Origin of the sequence: Kitasatospora sp. NPDC127067 (genome assembly GCF_042724755.1) — a bacterium.
GTDB lineage: Bacteria > Actinomycetota > Actinomycetes > Streptomycetales > Streptomycetaceae > Kitasatospora > Kitasatospora lactacystinica.
On the sequence record NZ_JBHXEM010000006.1, the window covers coordinates 62,003 to 77,152 of the forward strand.

Consider the following 15,150-nt stretch of genomic DNA (forward strand, 5'->3'; position numbering starts at 1 on the left):
GCCGGGCTGGGGCTGGGCTGGGGCTGGGCTGGGGACTGGGGCCGCTCGGGGTGGGCTCTGTTCGGTGGGCGGGGGTCGGTGGGCGGGCGTCCGTGGGTGCTGTCCGTGGGTGTTCTCAGTGGGGGGACGTGCCGCTGCCGGCGCGGTCGGGTGCGGGGCGGTCGGGTGCGGGTCGGGTGGGCGACGGGTCCGGTGCCGTGCGTGCGGGCGGCGAGGTCCGGGGGTCGCGGGCGTGGCGCGGGCGGCGCTTCTCCAGGAGGACCGTCGGGGTGGCCGTCGGGTCGCCGGTGACGGTGAGGTTGGCGGTGGGGCGGGTCCGGCGGCGGCGGACGGCGTCGCCGGCGGTGATCAGGACCGGCAGGAGGGTGAGCACCAGGGCGATCCAGGCCCAGGCGCGCATCGCGGCGTGGTCGTAGCCGGTGAGGTAGGAGGCGGTGATCGCGGCGCCGAACACCAGCGTCCAGAAGAGGTGGAAGCGGAAGGTGCCGAGCCGGTCGGTGCTGGCCGAGCGGCCCTTGGGCGTCACCACGAAGCGGCTGCGCACCCGCAGCAGCGACTGGAGCAGCGAGGCCGCGTAGACCGGGCCGCAGAGCGCCGACATCACCATCCCGGCGACCCCGGAGGAGCCGGCCGGCTCGTGCGGGCTCACGTTGTGCTTGCGGTTCCAGGTGTAGAGCAGGAGCTGGAGCGCGGCGGCGTCGCTGTAGAGCATCATCCAGATCTCCGAGGAGACGTGCACGCCCGATGCGCCGAAGCCCAGGTAGAGGACGCTGGACAGGCCGCCGAGCAGCCAGGTGAGCGCCGCCATCGGGTAGAAGCCCACCATCAGCGTGTAGTTGAGCAACCGCCCGGGGGACAGCTGCCACAGCACCCGCCAGTACTGGGTGAAGAGGGTCTCGTAGGTGCCGCGGCTCCAGCGCAGTTGCTGGGAGAAGAAGTCGGTCCAGGAGGACGGTCCTTCGCCGACCGCGAGCACGTCCGGGGTGTACACGGACTTCCAGCGTTCCCCGGTCTCCGGGTTACGGCTGCGGTGGAACTCCAGACCGGTCGCCATGTCCTCGGTGATGGAGTCGTACAACCCGCCGATCGACTGGAGCGCGCTGATTCTGACGGCGTTGTTGGTGCCCACGAACATGGGTGCGCCGTAACGGTTTCCGGCGCGTTGGACGAGGGCGTGGAAGAGGTACTGCTGGCTCTCGGAGAATTTGGTGACGGCCGAGCCCGAACTGCGGTAGTTCCCGTACACCTGGGGGCCGACCACGAATGCCACGTCGGGGTCGCGGAAGTAGCCGAGCATCCGTTCGCAGAAGTCCGGCAGCGGAACGTGGTCGGTGTCCACGGACACCCAGAACTCGTAGTCGTCGCCGTGGGCCTGGAGCCAGGCGTTGTAGTTGCCGTGCTTGGTGCCGGCGCGGAACCTGCCCTTCGGCCGGTTCCACTGCGGCCGGCCGGCGCGGCTGAAGTGCCGCACGCCCAGCTCGGCGCAGAGCTCCCGCATTGCAGGATCGTTTCCCTCGTCCAACAGCCAGACGTCGTAGGGTCCGTTGTGCCGAACGGCGCGGGCCGCGGTCAGCGTGGCCCGGACCATCTCCGGCGGCTCCTTGCCCGGCACGCAGGTGGTGAGGAAGGCGACCCGGGTGCCGGGCACCGGCGTCACCGGGACCGGGTCACGGGCGACCAGCGTGGCGTGGGTGTTGGAGACGACGTTGACCAGCCGGAACACCTCGACGACGGCGATGATGCCGATCATCACCTTGTCGCCGAGCAGCACCAGGGCGTTCGTCTCGTCCAGCCGCTCGGGCCAGTGCTCCGGCAGCAGCAGCCAGACCAGCAGCACCACCTCCACCACCGGGGCGGCGACCATCAGCAGCGCGGCGCGGATCCGGTGCGGCTCGCGGCGCAGCAGGCTGCGGTACCGGACGCGGTAGGGGGCCGCGGGCGGTGGCTCGTACGGGGGAGAGGCGTACGGGGCGCTCGCCGACGCGGGGCCGTACGGGGCGCTCGCCGACGCGGGGCCGTACGGGGCGCTCGCCGACGCGGGGCCGTACGGGGCGGCCGGTTCGGGCCAGTAGACGCCGCCACCGAGGTCGTCGTCCTCGTCCGGGTCGTACGCCGGGCCCGCGAGACGACTGAAGTGGCCGTAGTCGTACGGGGCTTCGGGTGCGGGAACGGCACTGAGGGCGGCCTCGTCCAGCTGCCCGGCACCTCGCCCGCCGGCCGTTCCGGCGCCCTTTCGCCGCGAGAACGGCGTGGTCATGGCTGCTCCCCCCGGAGTTCGCTCCGTGCTCGGCTCGCTCGGCCTTCGCGTGGGCCTGCCTCGACTCGGAGCCGTCCGGGTGGAACTCGGTGGAACCGGCCGGAATCGGCCGGAACGGGACCGGGTGAACTGCGCTTCTCAGGCAGTTCCCGGGCCGTCCAGCACATTCGCCGGGTTCCGCCGGTTCTGTCGCGCGTCGGTACGGGGGCTTCGAATCCGGGATCCCGATGCACTTTCCAGCTTCCCCTCCGGGCGCTCCGGGATCCTTGGCCTCATCAACTCTCCCCGAGTGCACCGGTGATCGCAACCAATCCGGGAGATCGCCGCCGCCCAAGCATGAAGATGCCACGGTTCCCGGCCGGTCCGGCGGGCGTTGGTGCTATTGCGGTGAATTCGCCCGGGCCCGGGCGGCGATCCGTGGAACTCGGGGGCGGCGGCGGCCTGTTGAGAGGGGCGCTTGTGGGGGCGGTCACGGTAGCGGGGGCGGGAGTGGGGACAGCGCAACGGCCGGACCGCCCCACGGGCGATCCGGCCGTTGCGCCCGGGGTCGGGCCGGTCAGCGCGGGGGCAGCAGGGCGGCGCCGGTCGCGGCCCGGACCTCCGCGAAGTCCACGCCCGGCGCCGTCTCCACCAACCGAAGCCCCTCCCGGGTCACGTCGATCACCGCGAGGTCGGTGACGATCCGGTCCACGACTCCGCGACCGGTCGCCGGAAGTGACAGCTCGTCGACGATCTTCGGGGAGCCGTCCCGGGCGGTGTGCTCCATCACCACGATCAGCCGGCGGGCCCCGTGCACCAGGTCCATCGCGCCGCCCATGCCCTTGACCATCTTGCCGGGGATCATCCAGTTGGCGAGGTCCCCGGTGGCCGACACCTGCATCGCGCCGAGCACCGAGACGTCGATCCGCCCGGCCCGGATCATGCCGAAGGAGAAGGCGGAGTCGAAGTACGAGGCGCCGGGAGCAACTGTCACCGTCTCCTTCCCGGCGTTGATCAGGTCGGCGTGCTCGGCGCCCTCCTCCGGGTACGGGCCGACGCCGAGGATGCCGTTCTCCGAGTGCAGCACCACCTCGACGCCCGGCGGGAGGTGGTTGGGGATCAGGGTGGGCAGGCCGATGCCCAGGTTCACGTACTGGCCGTCGCGCAACTCGCGGGCGGCGCGGGCGGCCAGGGCGTTGCGCGGGTCGAGGGCGGGCGCGGGGGCGGGGGCGGGCGCAGAGGTGGGTGCGGAGGTGCGGGCGGAGGTGGGTGCCGGGGTGGGGGCGGCGGTCTCGGTGGGCATCGGGTCAGGCCTCCTGGAGTGCGGGGCGGACGGTGCGGCGCTCGATGCGGCGGTCCTCGGGGTCGGCGGCCACCACCCGGTCGACGTACACCCCGGGCAGATGCACCGCGTCCGGGGGGAGCTCGCCGGGCTCGACGATCCGGTCCGCCTCGACCAGGGTGATCCGGCCCGCCGCCGCGCAGAGCGGGTTGAAGTTCCGGGCGGCGGCGTGGAACACGCAGTTGCCGTGCCGGTCCGCCACCTCGGCCCGGACCAGTGCGAAGTCCGCCGTGATCGCCTCCTCCAGCAGGTACCGGCGGCCACCGAACTCCCGGACCTCCTTCGGCGGGGAGGCCAGGGCCACCGAGCCGTCGGCCGCGTAGCGCCAGGGCAGCCCGCCCTCCTCGACCTGGGTGCCGACCCCGGCCGGGGTGAAGAACGCGGGGATGCCGGCGCCACCCGCCCGCAGCCGCTCGGCCAGCGTGCCCTGAGGGGTCAGCTCCACCTCCAGCTCGCCGGAGAGGTACTGCCGGGCGAACTCCTTGTTCTCCCCGACGTACGAGGAGGTCATCCGGGCGATCCGGCCGGCCCGAAGCAGCAGGCCCAGTCCCCAGTCGTCCACCCCGCAGTTGTTCGACACCACCCGCAATCCGGTGGTGCCGGAGTCGGCCAGGGCGCCGATCAGCGTGCTCGGGATGCCGCAGAGGCCGAAGCCGCCGACGGCCAGCACCGCGCCGTCGGGGATGTCCCCGACCGCGTCGGCGGGGGAGTCCAGGACCTTGTCCAAGGGGTCACCTCATGAGGGAGTGGGAGGAGGGGAGTCGTAGGAGGGGAGTCGTAGGAGGGGAGTGGGAGAAGAGGGGAGGGGGCGGAACGGCGGGGCAGGGGAGGGGGCAGCGGGGCAGGAGGCGACGGGGAGCGGGGGAGGGACGGCCGGCGGGCCCGGGAACCGCGCGGAGCCCGTGGCCGTACCAGGCCGGGCTGGGGTCCTGCCTGGGCCGGACCGGGCGGGCACGCCGCTGGGGTGGCTGCCGCCGGACGGGCTCCGCGCCCCTCCACCGTCACCGGGCGGGGGCCGCCGCAACCATGGCGGCCACCCCCATGGGTGGGTGCGGAGTCGTGTCGACGGGCCACATCCGGGTGCCCGGAGGGCGACGGGGGCCCGGCGGTATGTCGGCCGGAGCCACATCCGGACGGGCCGATGCGTCAACTGGGCACATGTCGCCACTCCCATCGCACACCTACGGTTCCCGCATTCACCCCGCCGCACCTCAGGAGTCGGTCACCATGCGCAGCTCGACAGCCCCCTCCCGGACCGCCGCCGGCGCCCGTCCGGGCGACTCCCTGACCGGCGGCCCGGCCCGGAAGCTCGCCGCCCTCGCGGCCTGCGTTCTGCTCGCCTCGGGCTGCGCCAAGGCCGGAACGGCCGGGACGAGCGCGGCGGACGGTGGCGCCAAGGGCCCGATCAAGGTCGGCCTGGTGTACTCCAGGACCGGGCCGCTGGCCGCCTACGGCAAGCAGTACCTGGAGGGCTTCAAGGCCGGCCTGAGCTACGCGACCAAGGGCACCGGCGCGGTCGACGGGCACAAGATCGAGTTCGAGGAGCAGGACGACGCCGGCGACCCGGCCAAGGCGGTGTCCGCAGCCAAGGACCTGATCGGCAAGGGCTACAAGGTGCTGGCCGGCTCCACCGCCTCCGGCGTGGCCCTCCAGGTCGGCCCCATCGCCGCGCAGAACAAGGTGCTCTTCATCAGCGGCCCGGCCGCCGCGGACAAGGCCACCGGTCTGAACAAGTACACCTTCCGTTCCGGCCGCCAGTCCTACCAGGACATCAAGACCGCGGCCTCGTTCGTCGGTGACGCCAAGGGCAAGAAGGTCACCGTGCTCGCTCAGGACAACGCCTTCGGCCAGGCCAACGTGGCCGCCGTGAAGGCGGTGCTCGGCGGTGAGGGCGCGACCGTCGACCAGGTGCTCGCCCCGCCGAGCGCCACCGATCTCACCCCCTTCGCCACCCAGGCCCGGAGCGCCAAGCCCGACCTGCTGTTCGTCGCCTGGGCAGGCGACACCGCCTCGGCCCTGTGGACGGCGCTCAACCAGCAGGACGTGTTCGCCGACACCAAGGTCGTCACCGGCCTCGACCTGGCCGCCTCCTACCCGCTGTTCGGCCCGGCCGGCGAGAAGATCTCCTTCCTGAACCACTACTTCGACGGCGCCGCCGGCACCCCGGTGGAGAAGGCCATGACCGAAGCCGTCACCGCCGCCGGAGGGAAGACGGACATCTTCACCCCGGACGGCTTCACCGCCGCCCAGATGATCGTGCACGCCGTCGAGTCCAACCACGGCTCCGCCGACGACACTTCGGCCCTGGTCAAGGCCCTGGAGGGCTGGAGCTTCGACGGGGTCAAGGGGAAGACCACGGTCCGCGCCGAGGACCACGCCCTGCTCCAGCCGATGTTCCAGGTACGGCTGACCGGCAGTGGCGCCGCCGCCAAGCCCTCGGTGGAGAAGACCCTGACCGCGGACGAGGCAGCGCCCCCGGTCACCCCGATGGCGGGCTGATCCCGATGCCCGCCCGTACCGCCTCCACTCCTTCCGCCTCCTCCGCTCAGGGCTCCTCGTCCGTGCGTTCCTCCGCGTCCTCCTCCCCGGTGCTGCGTCTGGACGGGCTCGGCTGGGCCGTCCGCGGCGTGCCGATCGTCGAGGACGTCTCCTTCTCGGTCGGCGAAGGCGAGTTCATCGCCTTCATCGGGCCCAACGGCGCCGGCAAGACCTCCCTCTTCAACCTGATCTCGGGCATCTACCCGGCGACCCACGGCAGCCTCCACCTCGACGGCGCGGACGTCACCACCGAGGCGGTGCACGCCAGGGCCCGCCGCGGGCTCGGCCGCACCTTCCAGACCTCCTCCCTCTGGCCGGGGATGACGGTCGCCGACCACGTCCGCCTGGCCGCCCAGGCGGCGGCCGGGCCGCGCGCCTCGTACCGGCTCTGGCGCCGCGCCGACCGTTACGAGCAGCAGTTGGCCGACACCCTGGAACGCACCGACCTGACCCACCGCGCCGACACCCTCGCCAGTGCGCTCTCGCACGGGGAGAAGCGCAAGCTGGAGCTGGCCGTCCTGCTGGTCTCCGAGCCCCGGCTGATCCTGCTGGACGAGCCGATGGCCGGTGTCAGCGCGGAGGAGGTGCCCGCCCTCACCGAGCTGATCCGTTCCGTGCACCGGGACCTGGGCCGGACCGTCCTGATGGTCGAGCACCACATGGACGTCCTGCTCGGCCTGGCCGACCGACTCGCGGTGATGCACCACGGCACGCTGCTCGCCCTGGACACTCCCGAGGCCGTGATGGCCGACCCGACCGTGCAACAGGCCTACCTGGGTGAGGCGTTGTGACCTCCTCTCCGTTCTCCGCTCAGCGCTCCACTCCTTCGGGGCGCTCCGCCTCCTCGCCGTCCTCCGACGCCGTCCCCCTCCTCTCCGTCCGCGATCTGCGGGTGGTCATCGACGGGCTGCACATCCTGCACGGGGTCGACTTCGACGTGGCTCCCGCCGGAGTGACCGCGCTCCTGGGCCGCAACGGCGCCGGCAAGACCACCACCGTCAAGGCCGTCATGGGCCTGGTGCCGCGCACCGGCAGCATCCGGCTCTCCGAATCCGAGCTCTCCTCCCTTCCCACGCATCTGGTCGTTCGTCACGGCATCGGCTACGCGCCCGAGGACCGGGGGATCTTCGCCGGCCTGACGGTCGCCGAGAACCTCCGCCTCGCCGAGCGCGCCGCCGGGAGCGGGGGCGCGGCCGGTGAACCGGACTACGCACTCGTCCACGAGCTCTTCCCCGAACTCAAGCAGCGGGCCGGTCAGTTGGCCGGGACGCTCTCCGGCGGCCAGCAGCAGATGGTGGCGATCGGCCGGACGCTGCTCAACCGCAACCGGCTGATCATCGCCGACGAGCCCACCAAGGGCCTGGCCCCGAAGATCGTCGCCGAGGTGGCCGAGGTGCTGGCGCGCGCGGCCGAGGCCGTGCCCGTCCTGCTGGTCGAGCAGAACCTCGCCCTCGTCCGCCGACTGGCCGGCACCTGCGCCGTCCTGGCCGACGGCCGTACCGCCCACCGCGGCGACACCGCCGAGCTGTTGGCCGATGAGGAAGCCGCCCGCCGCCTGCTCGGCGTCGGCTCCCGCCACCCGCTCGCCGGCGGGCCCCGGCCCGCCGCCTCCCCGGCCGCCCCCGTCGTCACCGCCGAGGTGAAGCCCTGATGGACACCGTCGTCCTCCTCTCCTGTACCGGACTCGGTCTCGGTGCGCTGTACTTCCTGGTCGCCTCCGGTCTGTCGCTGATCTTCGGTCTGATGGACGTGCTCAACTTCGCGCACGGCGCCCTGCTCTCCATCGGCGCCTACGCCACCTGGTGGGCCGGCGCCGAGGCCGGCTTCTCCTTCTGGCTCGCGGTGCCGTTCGGCACCCTGGTCGGGACGGCCGCCGCCGTCCTGTTGGAGCTCTTCCTGATCCGGCCGCTCTACAGCCGCCCGCGCGACCAGATCCTCGCCACCGTCGGGGTCGGGCTCGCCGTACCCGCCCTGCTGATGGGGGTCTGGGGCGCGGACTCCCGCCCCTTCCCTCAGCCGGAACTGCTGTCCGGCACCTGGCACGTGCTCGGGGCGACCGTCCCGGTCAACCGCTTCGTGCTGGTGGCCGCCGCCGCACTGCTGCTGCTCGCTCTTCGGTTGTTCCTCGCCCGCACCCGCTACGGGCTGATCGTCCGGGCCGGCGTCGAGGACCGGGCGATGGTCACGGCGCTCGGCATCGACGTCCGGAGGGCGTTCACCCTCGTCTTCGCCCTCGGTGGGGCGGCCGCCGCGCTCGGCGGCGCCCTCGGCGGCCTCTATTTCGGTTCGGTCAATCCCGGCCAGGGGACCGGCCTGCTCATCTTCGCCTTCGTCGTCGTGGTCATGGGTGGCATGGGCTCCGTGACCGGAGCCGCCGTCGCCTCGGTGGGCGTCGGCCTCGTCCAGCAGTTCGCCAACTACTACACCGGCGCCGGTCTCGGCGACCTCTCGGTCGTCGTCCTGCTCGCCGTCCTGCTTCTCGTCCGACCCCGTGGACTCACCGGGAGGCTCGCGTGAGCGCCGAAACACCGATCACGAGCACCGGTGGCCCCGCGGCGAGCCGCAGCGCCGCCGCTCCGGCAGGGGGGACTGACACCGGCCCTGCCGTGACCGCCGTGCCGGAAGAGGGGACTGACACCAGCTCCGCCGACACCGCCACTGTGGCAAGGGGGACTGACACCGGCCCTGCCGAGACCCATTGTGAACACAGGAGCGGGCCCGGCGCCATCCCTCGAACAGGTGATTCAGTCACTAACCGCTGGACAGGCGTGCACAGAGCGCTACGCTGGTGGCCGATCGCCCTGCTGATCACGTTCCTTGTCGCCCCATACAGTGCGCTTCCCGTCCCGGGACTGCTCGACGGCCCGCTCGGCAGCCCCGGCAGCCTCCAGCTGCTCGCCCTGTGCCTGCTCTACGGGGCCCTCGCCACCGGTTACGACCTCCTGCTCGGTCGGACCGGACTGCTCTCCTTCGGCCACGCGCTCTACTTCGCGACCGGCCTGTACGCCACCGATCTCGGCATGCTGGAGCTGCGACTGCCGTTCGCCGCCGCCGCGGTGTTCGGCGTCGCCTGCTCCGTGCTGCTGGCCCTGCTGCTCGGCTCGGTCAGCCTGCGCGTCACGGGCATCGGGTTCTCCATGGTCACCCTCGCCTTCGCCCAGGCCGGCTCGATCCTCGTCCAGCGCAACCCCGGCGGGGTCACCGGCGGCGAGGAGGGCCGCTCCGCCCCGGCCGACCTGCTGCCCGCCGGCCTGCTCGGGATCGAGAACACCGCCAACCTGTACTGGATCGCCGTCGGCTACCTGGTGCTGACCGTCGCCGCGGTCCACTGGGCCGTCAAGTCGCCGATGGGCCGGGTCTGGGAGGGCATCAAGGAGAACGAGCGCCGGGTCGAGGTGCTCGGACTGCGGCCCTACGGCTACAAGCTGGTCGCCTTCGTGCTGGCCGGCGGGCTCGCCGGGCTGGGCGGGGTGGTCTACCTGCTGCTGACCGGTGGCGCCACCCCGCAGGCCGCCACCTCGGACGCCACGCTCGCGCTCCTGGTGATGGTCGTCCTCGGCGGCTCCGGCACCCGCTGGGGACCGCTGCTCGGCGGTGTCCTGTACACCTGGGCGAGCCACCGGCTCGGCGACCTCGCCAACTCCTCGACCGTCGCCGACCTCCCGGCGGTGCTGCGGGTGCCGCTCTCCCAACCCCTGTTCCTGCTGGGCGCCCTGTTCGTCGCCGTGGTCTACCTGCTGCCCGGCGGCCTGGCTAGACTGCCTGCCCGCATCCGCACCGCCCGGTCCGCCCGCTCCGCCTCGGTGCCGGCCGGCCTCGGAACCGCCCACCCCACCGGAGGTACCCCCGCGTGAGCCAGTCGCCGCTGAAGCCCGAGGAGTTGACCGTCCCCGTGCCCGGTGGGGACCTGGCCGTCCTGCGCTGGCCCGCAGACGACCCGCGGGCCCCCACGATCGTGGCGGTGCACGGCATCACCGCCAACGGCCTCGCCTGGTACGAGGTCGCCCGCCGGCTCGCCGGCCGGGTCACCCTGCTCGCGCCCGACCTGCGGGGCCGCGGCGCCAGCCGCTCGGTCGCCGGACCGTACGGGCTGGCCCGGCACGCCGACGACGTGGCCGCGCTGATCGGCGCCCTCGGCCCGGGGCCCGTCACGGTGGTCGGCCACTCGATGGGGGCATGGGTCACCGCCCTGGCCGCCGTCCGGCACCCCGGCATGGTCCGCCGCGTCCTGCTGGTCGACGGAGCGGTGACCTTCCCGCTGCCGCAGGGCGTCCGCGAGGAGGACGCCCTGGCCGCGGTGCTCGGCCCCGCGCTGGCCCGGCTGTCCACGACCTTCCCGGACCGGGACGCCTACCGGGAGTTCTGGCGCGGGCACCCCGCCTTCGCCGGCGAGTGGACCGAGGGGATCGACGCCTACACCCAGCGCGACCTCGTCGGCACGGAGCCCGAACTGCGCTCCTCCTGCGTGCTGGAGGCCGTCCAGATCGACGGCGCCCAGGTCCTGCTGGACGAGGAAGCGGCCGGCGCCGTGCACCGGCTGCCCTGCCCGGCCGACCTGCTCTGGGCCGAGCGCGGCCTGCTCGACGAGCCGCAGGGCCTCTACGACCACGCGCGGCTCGAACTGGCCCGGCTGGACACGGAACGGGTGCCCGCCGCACCGGTGCCCGGCACCAACCACTACTCGATCCTCTGGGGCGGGGCCGGGGCGGACCGCATCGTCCGCATCCTGCTCGCGGACGCCCTCGCCGCCGAGTAGCCGGCCGGGCTCGGGAGCGGGCCGGAACACCAGTGGCCGGAACGACAACGGCCGGGACGACAGCGACTGGAACGACAGCGGCCGGCGAGGGCTCCGACCCCCGCCGGCCGGTCCCGGTGGCCCGCTCCTGCGCCCCTCGGCGCGTCAGCCCGCCGTGCCGAGGAAGCTCTCCCAGCCGCCCGCCGGCGCCTGGCCGACGTTGAGCGAGCGCAGCTTGCGCAGGGTGGACTGGTCCTGCACCTCCAGCCACTCGACCAACTGCTTGAAGGAGACCAGTCGGACGTCGGGCTTGCCCGCGACGGTCTTGAGGGTCTCCTCGACGGCGTCCATGTAGATGCCGCCGTTCCACTGCTCGAAGTGGTTGCCGATGAAGAACGGCGCGCGGTTGCTGTTGTACGCGCGCTCGAAGCCGGCCAGGTAGGAGTTGGTGGCCTGGGTGCGCCAGTCGCCGTACTTGGCCGGGTCGCCCTTGGTGCTGCCGCTGGACTGGTTGGCCAGGATGTTGTAGTCCATCGACAGCACCTGGAAGGTGTGCCCGGGGAACGGGATGGACTGCAGCGGGAAGTCCCAGACCTTGCCGTCCTGCACCTTCTGCGGCCATATCTGCAAGCCGCCCGAGGAACTGGCGTCGTACTTCCAGCCCAGCTTGGCGATGGTCGGCAGCAGCGCCTTCTGGCCCTCCAGGCACGGGGTGCGGCCGCCGATGAGCTCCTTCTTGTAGTCGAAGGGGAGCGGGTCGACGTCGGTGAAGCCGGTGTTGGTCCGCCACTGGGTGACGAAGCCGACCGCCTGGTCGATCTCGCTCTGCCAGTCCTCGGGGGTCCACATGTTGACCCCGTTCTTGTCCGGACGGCTGGAGCAGAAGTGCCCGTTGAAGTGGGTGCCGATCTCGTGCCCGGCCAGCCAGGCCTGGCTGATGAGCTTGAGCGTGCTCTTCACCGCGCCGTCCGACAGGTACGGGATGTCGGAGGCGCCGACCGAGTGCTTCGGAGGGTGGTACAGGTCGGCCTTGTCCTTGGGGAGGGCGTAGATGCCCGAGAGGAAGAAGGTCATGGTGGCCTTGTGCTGCTCCGCCAGCTTCAGGAAGCGGGGGAACTGGTTGTCCTCGGTGCCGCCGGCGCCGTCCCAGGAGAAGACCACGAACTGCGGCGGCCGCTCGCCCGGCTTGAGCTTCTCGGGCTTGGGCTGGTTCGGCTGCGGTCCGGTGTCCGCGTTGGAGCCGTCGCCGATCGGGGTGCCCTTGGGCACCGCCGCCTGGGGGTCGGGGCCGCCGCCCTGGGTGGTTCCGGTACCGCCGGGGCCGGGGGAGGTGGCGCCTTGTCCCGAGCCGGATCCGCCGCTGGAGCAGGCCGCGACCGCGCCGAGGGCCGCGGTCGCGGCGGTTGCACTGAGCACCGTCCTGCGCGAGATGCTGGTCATGGTCTCCCCTGGGTGCCGATGCCGGTGGTGAGGGCGGCCCGCAGCCGCACCGGTCAAATCGGGCAATTGATGAGTATTCCGCCGTTAGCATGTCATGTCGCCGCGGCGGCTTCCAAGGTCGCCGAGCGCTGACGACTCCCAACACGCCTGGCGCATCCGGCTGGGCTGCGGGGATGCGCCGACTGTTGCCGTCCTGTGACGCTTCCCACCCCGTGCGGCCCGGTCAGTACGCTACCGCCGGCCGGTCGGCCCGCCGCCGGAGTTCGTCGTCGTTCGGCCCGATTGGTCGCCCTTTTGGGAAAACTTTTGCCCCTTGCCGGGGCGGGCGGCCCGAAGCCCGCCAGGGGGAGGGTCGGCCCGGGCGGGCGTGCGGAAAGAGGTGTGCCGGCCCGGGCGGGACCACGGAAGCCGCGCGGAACCACGGGGAAGGGGTCCGCCGCAGCGGGACCGTCGCAAGGGGGCGGAGAGCCGGCCGGGGAGCGGCCGCCGGGCGGACCGTCAGAGTGCGGCGAGCCGCCGGGTGCGGCGCACCATGCGCGCGATCGCGGTGCTGATGGCGGTGGCCGCCGCGCAGGAGACCACGAGGCTCAGCCAGGCGGTGTTGAACCAGTGGCTGTTCAGCCAGCCCAGCGTCACGATGTAGGCGGCCCAGACCAGCGCCGCCAGTGCCGACCAGTGCAGGAACCGGTGCGGATGGGCGGGGGAGTGGCCGATGGCCAGGTCGAGGACGGTCCGCCCGGCCGGGACGAACCGCGCGACCACCACCATCGCGGCGGCCGCCCCGTGGGGGCGTTCGATCAGGGCCTCTTGGACCCGGGCCACGCTGGCCGCCAGTTTGGGGCGCCGGGCGAGCCGGCGGTGCAGCACCGGGGCGCCGCGCCGGGCCAGGTTGAGCAGCAGCAGGTCGCCCAGGAAGGAGGCCACCGCCACGCCCAGCCCGAGCATCAGGGGCGCACCGTCGATCTGCGCGGTCTTGAGCACGGCCAGGATGACCAGCGTCCCGCTGGGGATGAACGGAAGGAGGGCGTCCCCGAGCACGGCGACGAGCGCCAGCGCGCAGATCCACGAGGATCCGGTCGCCGCCACGAAGTTCAAGGCCCTTTACTCCCTCCACGCCTCCCGAGGGAGCAGGTGGCTGCAGGGGTCAACGCTAGCGCCTCGACTTTTCATGCCATGAAGCACCCCGGTATGGCATGGGTCACGGCCACTGATTCCGGCCGCGCCCCGGGACGGGGAACCGCGCATCCGGGCCGGTCCGGGGGCCGGGGCGCCCGGGTGGCTGACCGCCGCCGAAACCGAACGAGCCCCCGGGGCGGGGTGCCGCGCCGAGGGCTCGCAGTGATCGTCCGGTGCTGGTCCAGCCCGACGATCTTGCTGGTGGAGTGCGGATCCCGCTCCGGTGACCCGCTCCCGGCCCCAGCCTGCCGGACGCCGGCCCCCGGTCGCGAGTCCTGGCGCTGGCGACTTCCGGCGCTGGCGGGAAGTCGCCAGCCGTGTTCGCCCGCTGGCTCTGCGTCAGCCGAACGGTCGGTCGACTTCCGCGCGAAATGGCCGAAACCCGCTCGGACCGTGGCCGGACGACACTCCGGAGGCGGGAACAGCGAGGCCCCGGCCGTGGTTGACCCCCCTCGGCGACAGCGACCGGCGGGCCATCCGGGACCGCGCGGTCACCCACGACGGCCGGCCCGAGGACGGCGGCCAGGAGGGCGGACGGGATGACCACCGAGGACCACCAGGAGCACGGGACCGGGCCGGAGACCGGACCGGCGGCCGGACCGGCGGCCGGCGCGGCGATCCGCGGCACCGCCCGCGGGACGGCGCCCGCGCCGCTCTCGATCCTCGACCTCGCCACCGTCGGCGTCGGCCACACGCCCGCCGAGGCCCTCGCCGCCACCACCGAACTGGCCCGCCGGGCCGAGCAGTGGGGCTACCACCGCTTCTGGGTGGCCGAGCACCACGGCATGCCCGGAGTGGCCAGCTCCACCCCGGCCGTCCTGCTCGCCCACCTCGGGGCCAACACCACGACGCTGCGGCTGGGCTCCGGCGGCGTCATGCTCCCCAACCACGCCCCGCTGGCCGTCGCCGAGCAGTTCGGCCTGCTGGAGGCCCTGCACCCGGGGCGGATCGACCTCGGACTCGGCCGCGCCCCCGGCACCGACCCGGCCACCGCCCGGGCGCTGCGCCGCGGCCTCGCCGAAGGCGCGGACGACTTCCCGCAGCAGCTCGCCGAGCTGACCCACTTCCTCGACGGCGACTTCCCGGACGGTCACCCGTACGCCCGGCTGACCGCCGTCCCCCGGGGCGAGGGCCGACCGCCGGTCTGGCTGCTCGGCTCCTCCGGCTTCAGCGCCCAGCTGGCGGGCCGCCTCGGCCTCCCGTTCGCCTTCGCCCACCACTTCAGCAGCGCCAACACCATCCCGGCGCTGGACCTCTACCGCTCGTCCTTCCGCCCCTCCGCCGTGCTCGCCGAGCCGTACGCGCTGATCGGCGTGAGCGCGGTCGCCGCCGACGACGAGCCCTCGGCCCGGCGCCTCGCCCGCTCCGCGGCCCTCGGCATGCTCCGCCTGCGGCGCGGCAACCCCGGCCCGATCCCCACCCCGGAGGAGGCCGAGGACTACCCGTACAGCCCGGTCGAGGCCGACTTCATCGACAGCTGGCTCGACAACGTCGTGCTCGGCGACCCGGGCCGGGTCGCCGACGGGCTGGAGGCGCTGCGCAAGCGGACCGGGGTGGACGAGCTGATGGTCACCTCGCACATCCACGGCCACGAGGCCCGGCTCCGCTCGTACGGCCTGATCGCCGAGGCCTACGGTCTGACGGCGGCGGTGTGACCTCGACGGCGACGCCGTGAGCTCGACG

12 protein-coding genes are annotated in these 15,150 nt (G+C 73.2%); 7 read left to right on the top strand and 5 right to left on the bottom strand.

Going from position 1 to position 15,150, the window contains the following annotated elements:
* Positions 1–115: 115 nt before the first annotated feature.
* From ACFWJ4_RS04385 to ACFWJ4_RS04395, 3 genes are all read right to left on the bottom strand, one after another.
* Positions 116–2,257 carry a glycosyltransferase family 2 protein gene (locus tag ACFWJ4_RS04385; protein WP_380539002.1) on the bottom strand — a complete coding sequence of 714 codons (2,142 nt, stop codon included), beginning with the start codon at positions 2,255–2,257 and terminating at the stop codon, positions 116–118.
* 556 nt (positions 2,258–2,813) lie between these two features.
* A complete protein-coding gene (locus ACFWJ4_RS04390) occupies positions 2,814–3,539 on the bottom strand; it encodes a 3-oxoacid CoA-transferase subunit B (protein WP_380539005.1) in 726 nt (241 codons plus the stop codon).
* A gap of 4 nt (positions 3,540–3,543) precedes the next feature.
* Positions 3,544–4,305, bottom strand: coding sequence for a CoA transferase subunit A (locus ACFWJ4_RS04395; protein WP_359901863.1), 762 nt, complete (start codon positions 4,303–4,305; stop codon positions 3,544–3,546).
* A gap of 500 nt (positions 4,306–4,805) precedes the next feature.
* Here ACFWJ4_RS04395 and ACFWJ4_RS04400 point away from each other — a divergent pair, with 500 nt between their 5' ends.
* The 6 genes from ACFWJ4_RS04400 to ACFWJ4_RS04425 all read left to right on the top strand — a co-directional run bounded on the left by ACFWJ4_RS04400 (position 4,806) and on the right by ACFWJ4_RS04425 (position 10,872).
* The gene (locus tag ACFWJ4_RS04400; RefSeq protein ID WP_380539008.1) at positions 4,806–6,077 is read left to right on the top strand and encodes a substrate-binding domain-containing protein; all 1,272 of its coding nucleotides are present in this window, start codon (positions 4,806–4,808) and stop codon (positions 6,075–6,077) included.
* 5 nt (positions 6,078–6,082) lie between these two features.
* Positions 6,083–6,907 (top strand): ABC transporter ATP-binding protein, encoded by an 825-nt coding sequence (locus ACFWJ4_RS04405; RefSeq protein ID WP_380539011.1) that lies wholly within the window; start codon positions 6,083–6,085, stop codon positions 6,905–6,907.
* A gap of 95 nt (positions 6,908–7,002) precedes the next feature.
* A complete protein-coding gene (locus ACFWJ4_RS04410) occupies positions 7,003–7,767 on the top strand; it encodes an ABC transporter ATP-binding protein (protein WP_380539137.1) in 765 nt (254 codons plus the stop codon).
* Positions 7,767–8,633 carry a branched-chain amino acid ABC transporter permease gene (locus tag ACFWJ4_RS04415; protein ID WP_380539014.1) on the top strand — a complete coding sequence of 289 codons (867 nt, stop codon included), beginning with the start codon at positions 7,767–7,769 and terminating at the stop codon, positions 8,631–8,633. Before ACFWJ4_RS04410 ends, ACFWJ4_RS04415 begins: the two co-directional genes overlap by 1 nt.
* 209 nt (positions 8,634–8,842) lie before the next feature.
* Entirely contained in the window at positions 8,843–9,970 is a 1,128-nt protein-coding gene (locus ACFWJ4_RS04420; protein WP_380351481.1) for a branched-chain amino acid ABC transporter permease, read from the top strand.
* The gene (locus ACFWJ4_RS04425; RefSeq protein WP_380539017.1) at positions 9,967–10,872 is read left to right on the top strand and encodes an alpha/beta fold hydrolase; all 906 of its coding nucleotides are present in this window, start codon (positions 9,967–9,969) and stop codon (positions 10,870–10,872) included. The genes ACFWJ4_RS04420 and ACFWJ4_RS04425 overlap by 4 nt, the downstream gene beginning before the upstream one ends.
* Before the next feature lie 144 nt (positions 10,873–11,016).
* Here ACFWJ4_RS04425 and ACFWJ4_RS04430 read toward each other — a convergent pair whose 3' ends face one another.
* Positions 11,017–12,291, bottom strand: coding sequence for a hypothetical protein (locus ACFWJ4_RS04430; RefSeq protein ID WP_380539020.1), 1,275 nt, complete (start codon positions 12,289–12,291; stop codon positions 11,017–11,019).
* Positions 12,292–12,789: 498 nt separating this feature from the next.
* A complete protein-coding gene (locus ACFWJ4_RS04435) occupies positions 12,790–13,377 on the bottom strand; it encodes a VTT domain-containing protein (protein ID WP_359901955.1) in 588 nt (195 codons plus the stop codon).
* 629 nt (positions 13,378–14,006) lie between these two features.
* On the opposite strand from ACFWJ4_RS04435, the gene ACFWJ4_RS04440 reads away from it, so the two are divergent.
* Positions 14,007–15,122 carry an LLM class flavin-dependent oxidoreductase gene (locus tag ACFWJ4_RS04440; protein ID WP_380539023.1) on the top strand — a complete coding sequence of 372 codons (1,116 nt, stop codon included), beginning with the start codon at positions 14,007–14,009 and terminating at the stop codon, positions 15,120–15,122.
* The last annotated feature ends 28 nt before the right edge of the window (positions 15,123–15,150 follow it).

What these genes read in the sequence shown, in the direction of transcription:
- ACFWJ4_RS04405 (WP_380539011.1), top strand. Translation starts at nt 6,083, where the DNA reads ATGCCCGCCCGTACCGCCTCCACTCCTTCCGCCTCCTCCGCTCAGGGC.
- ACFWJ4_RS04440 (WP_380539023.1), top strand. Translation starts at nt 14,007, where the DNA reads ATGACCACCGAGGACCACCAGGAGCACGGGACCGGGCCGGAGACCGGA.
- ACFWJ4_RS04400 (WP_380539008.1), top strand. Translation starts at nt 4,806, where the DNA reads ATGCGCAGCTCGACAGCCCCCTCCCGGACCGCCGCCGGCGCCCGTCCG.
- ACFWJ4_RS04385 (WP_380539002.1), bottom strand. Translation starts at nt 2,257, where the DNA reads ATGACCACGCCGTTCTCGCGGCGAAAGGGCGCCGGAACGGCCGGCGGG.
- ACFWJ4_RS04415 (WP_380539014.1), top strand. Translation starts at nt 7,767, where the DNA reads ATGGACACCGTCGTCCTCCTCTCCTGTACCGGACTCGGTCTCGGTGCG.
- ACFWJ4_RS04390 (WP_380539005.1), bottom strand. Translation starts at nt 3,539, where the DNA reads ATGCCCACCGAGACCGCCGCCCCCACCCCGGCACCCACCTCCGCCCGC.
- ACFWJ4_RS04430 (WP_380539020.1), bottom strand. Translation starts at nt 12,291, where the DNA reads ATGACCAGCATCTCGCGCAGGACGGTGCTCAGTGCAACCGCCGCGACC.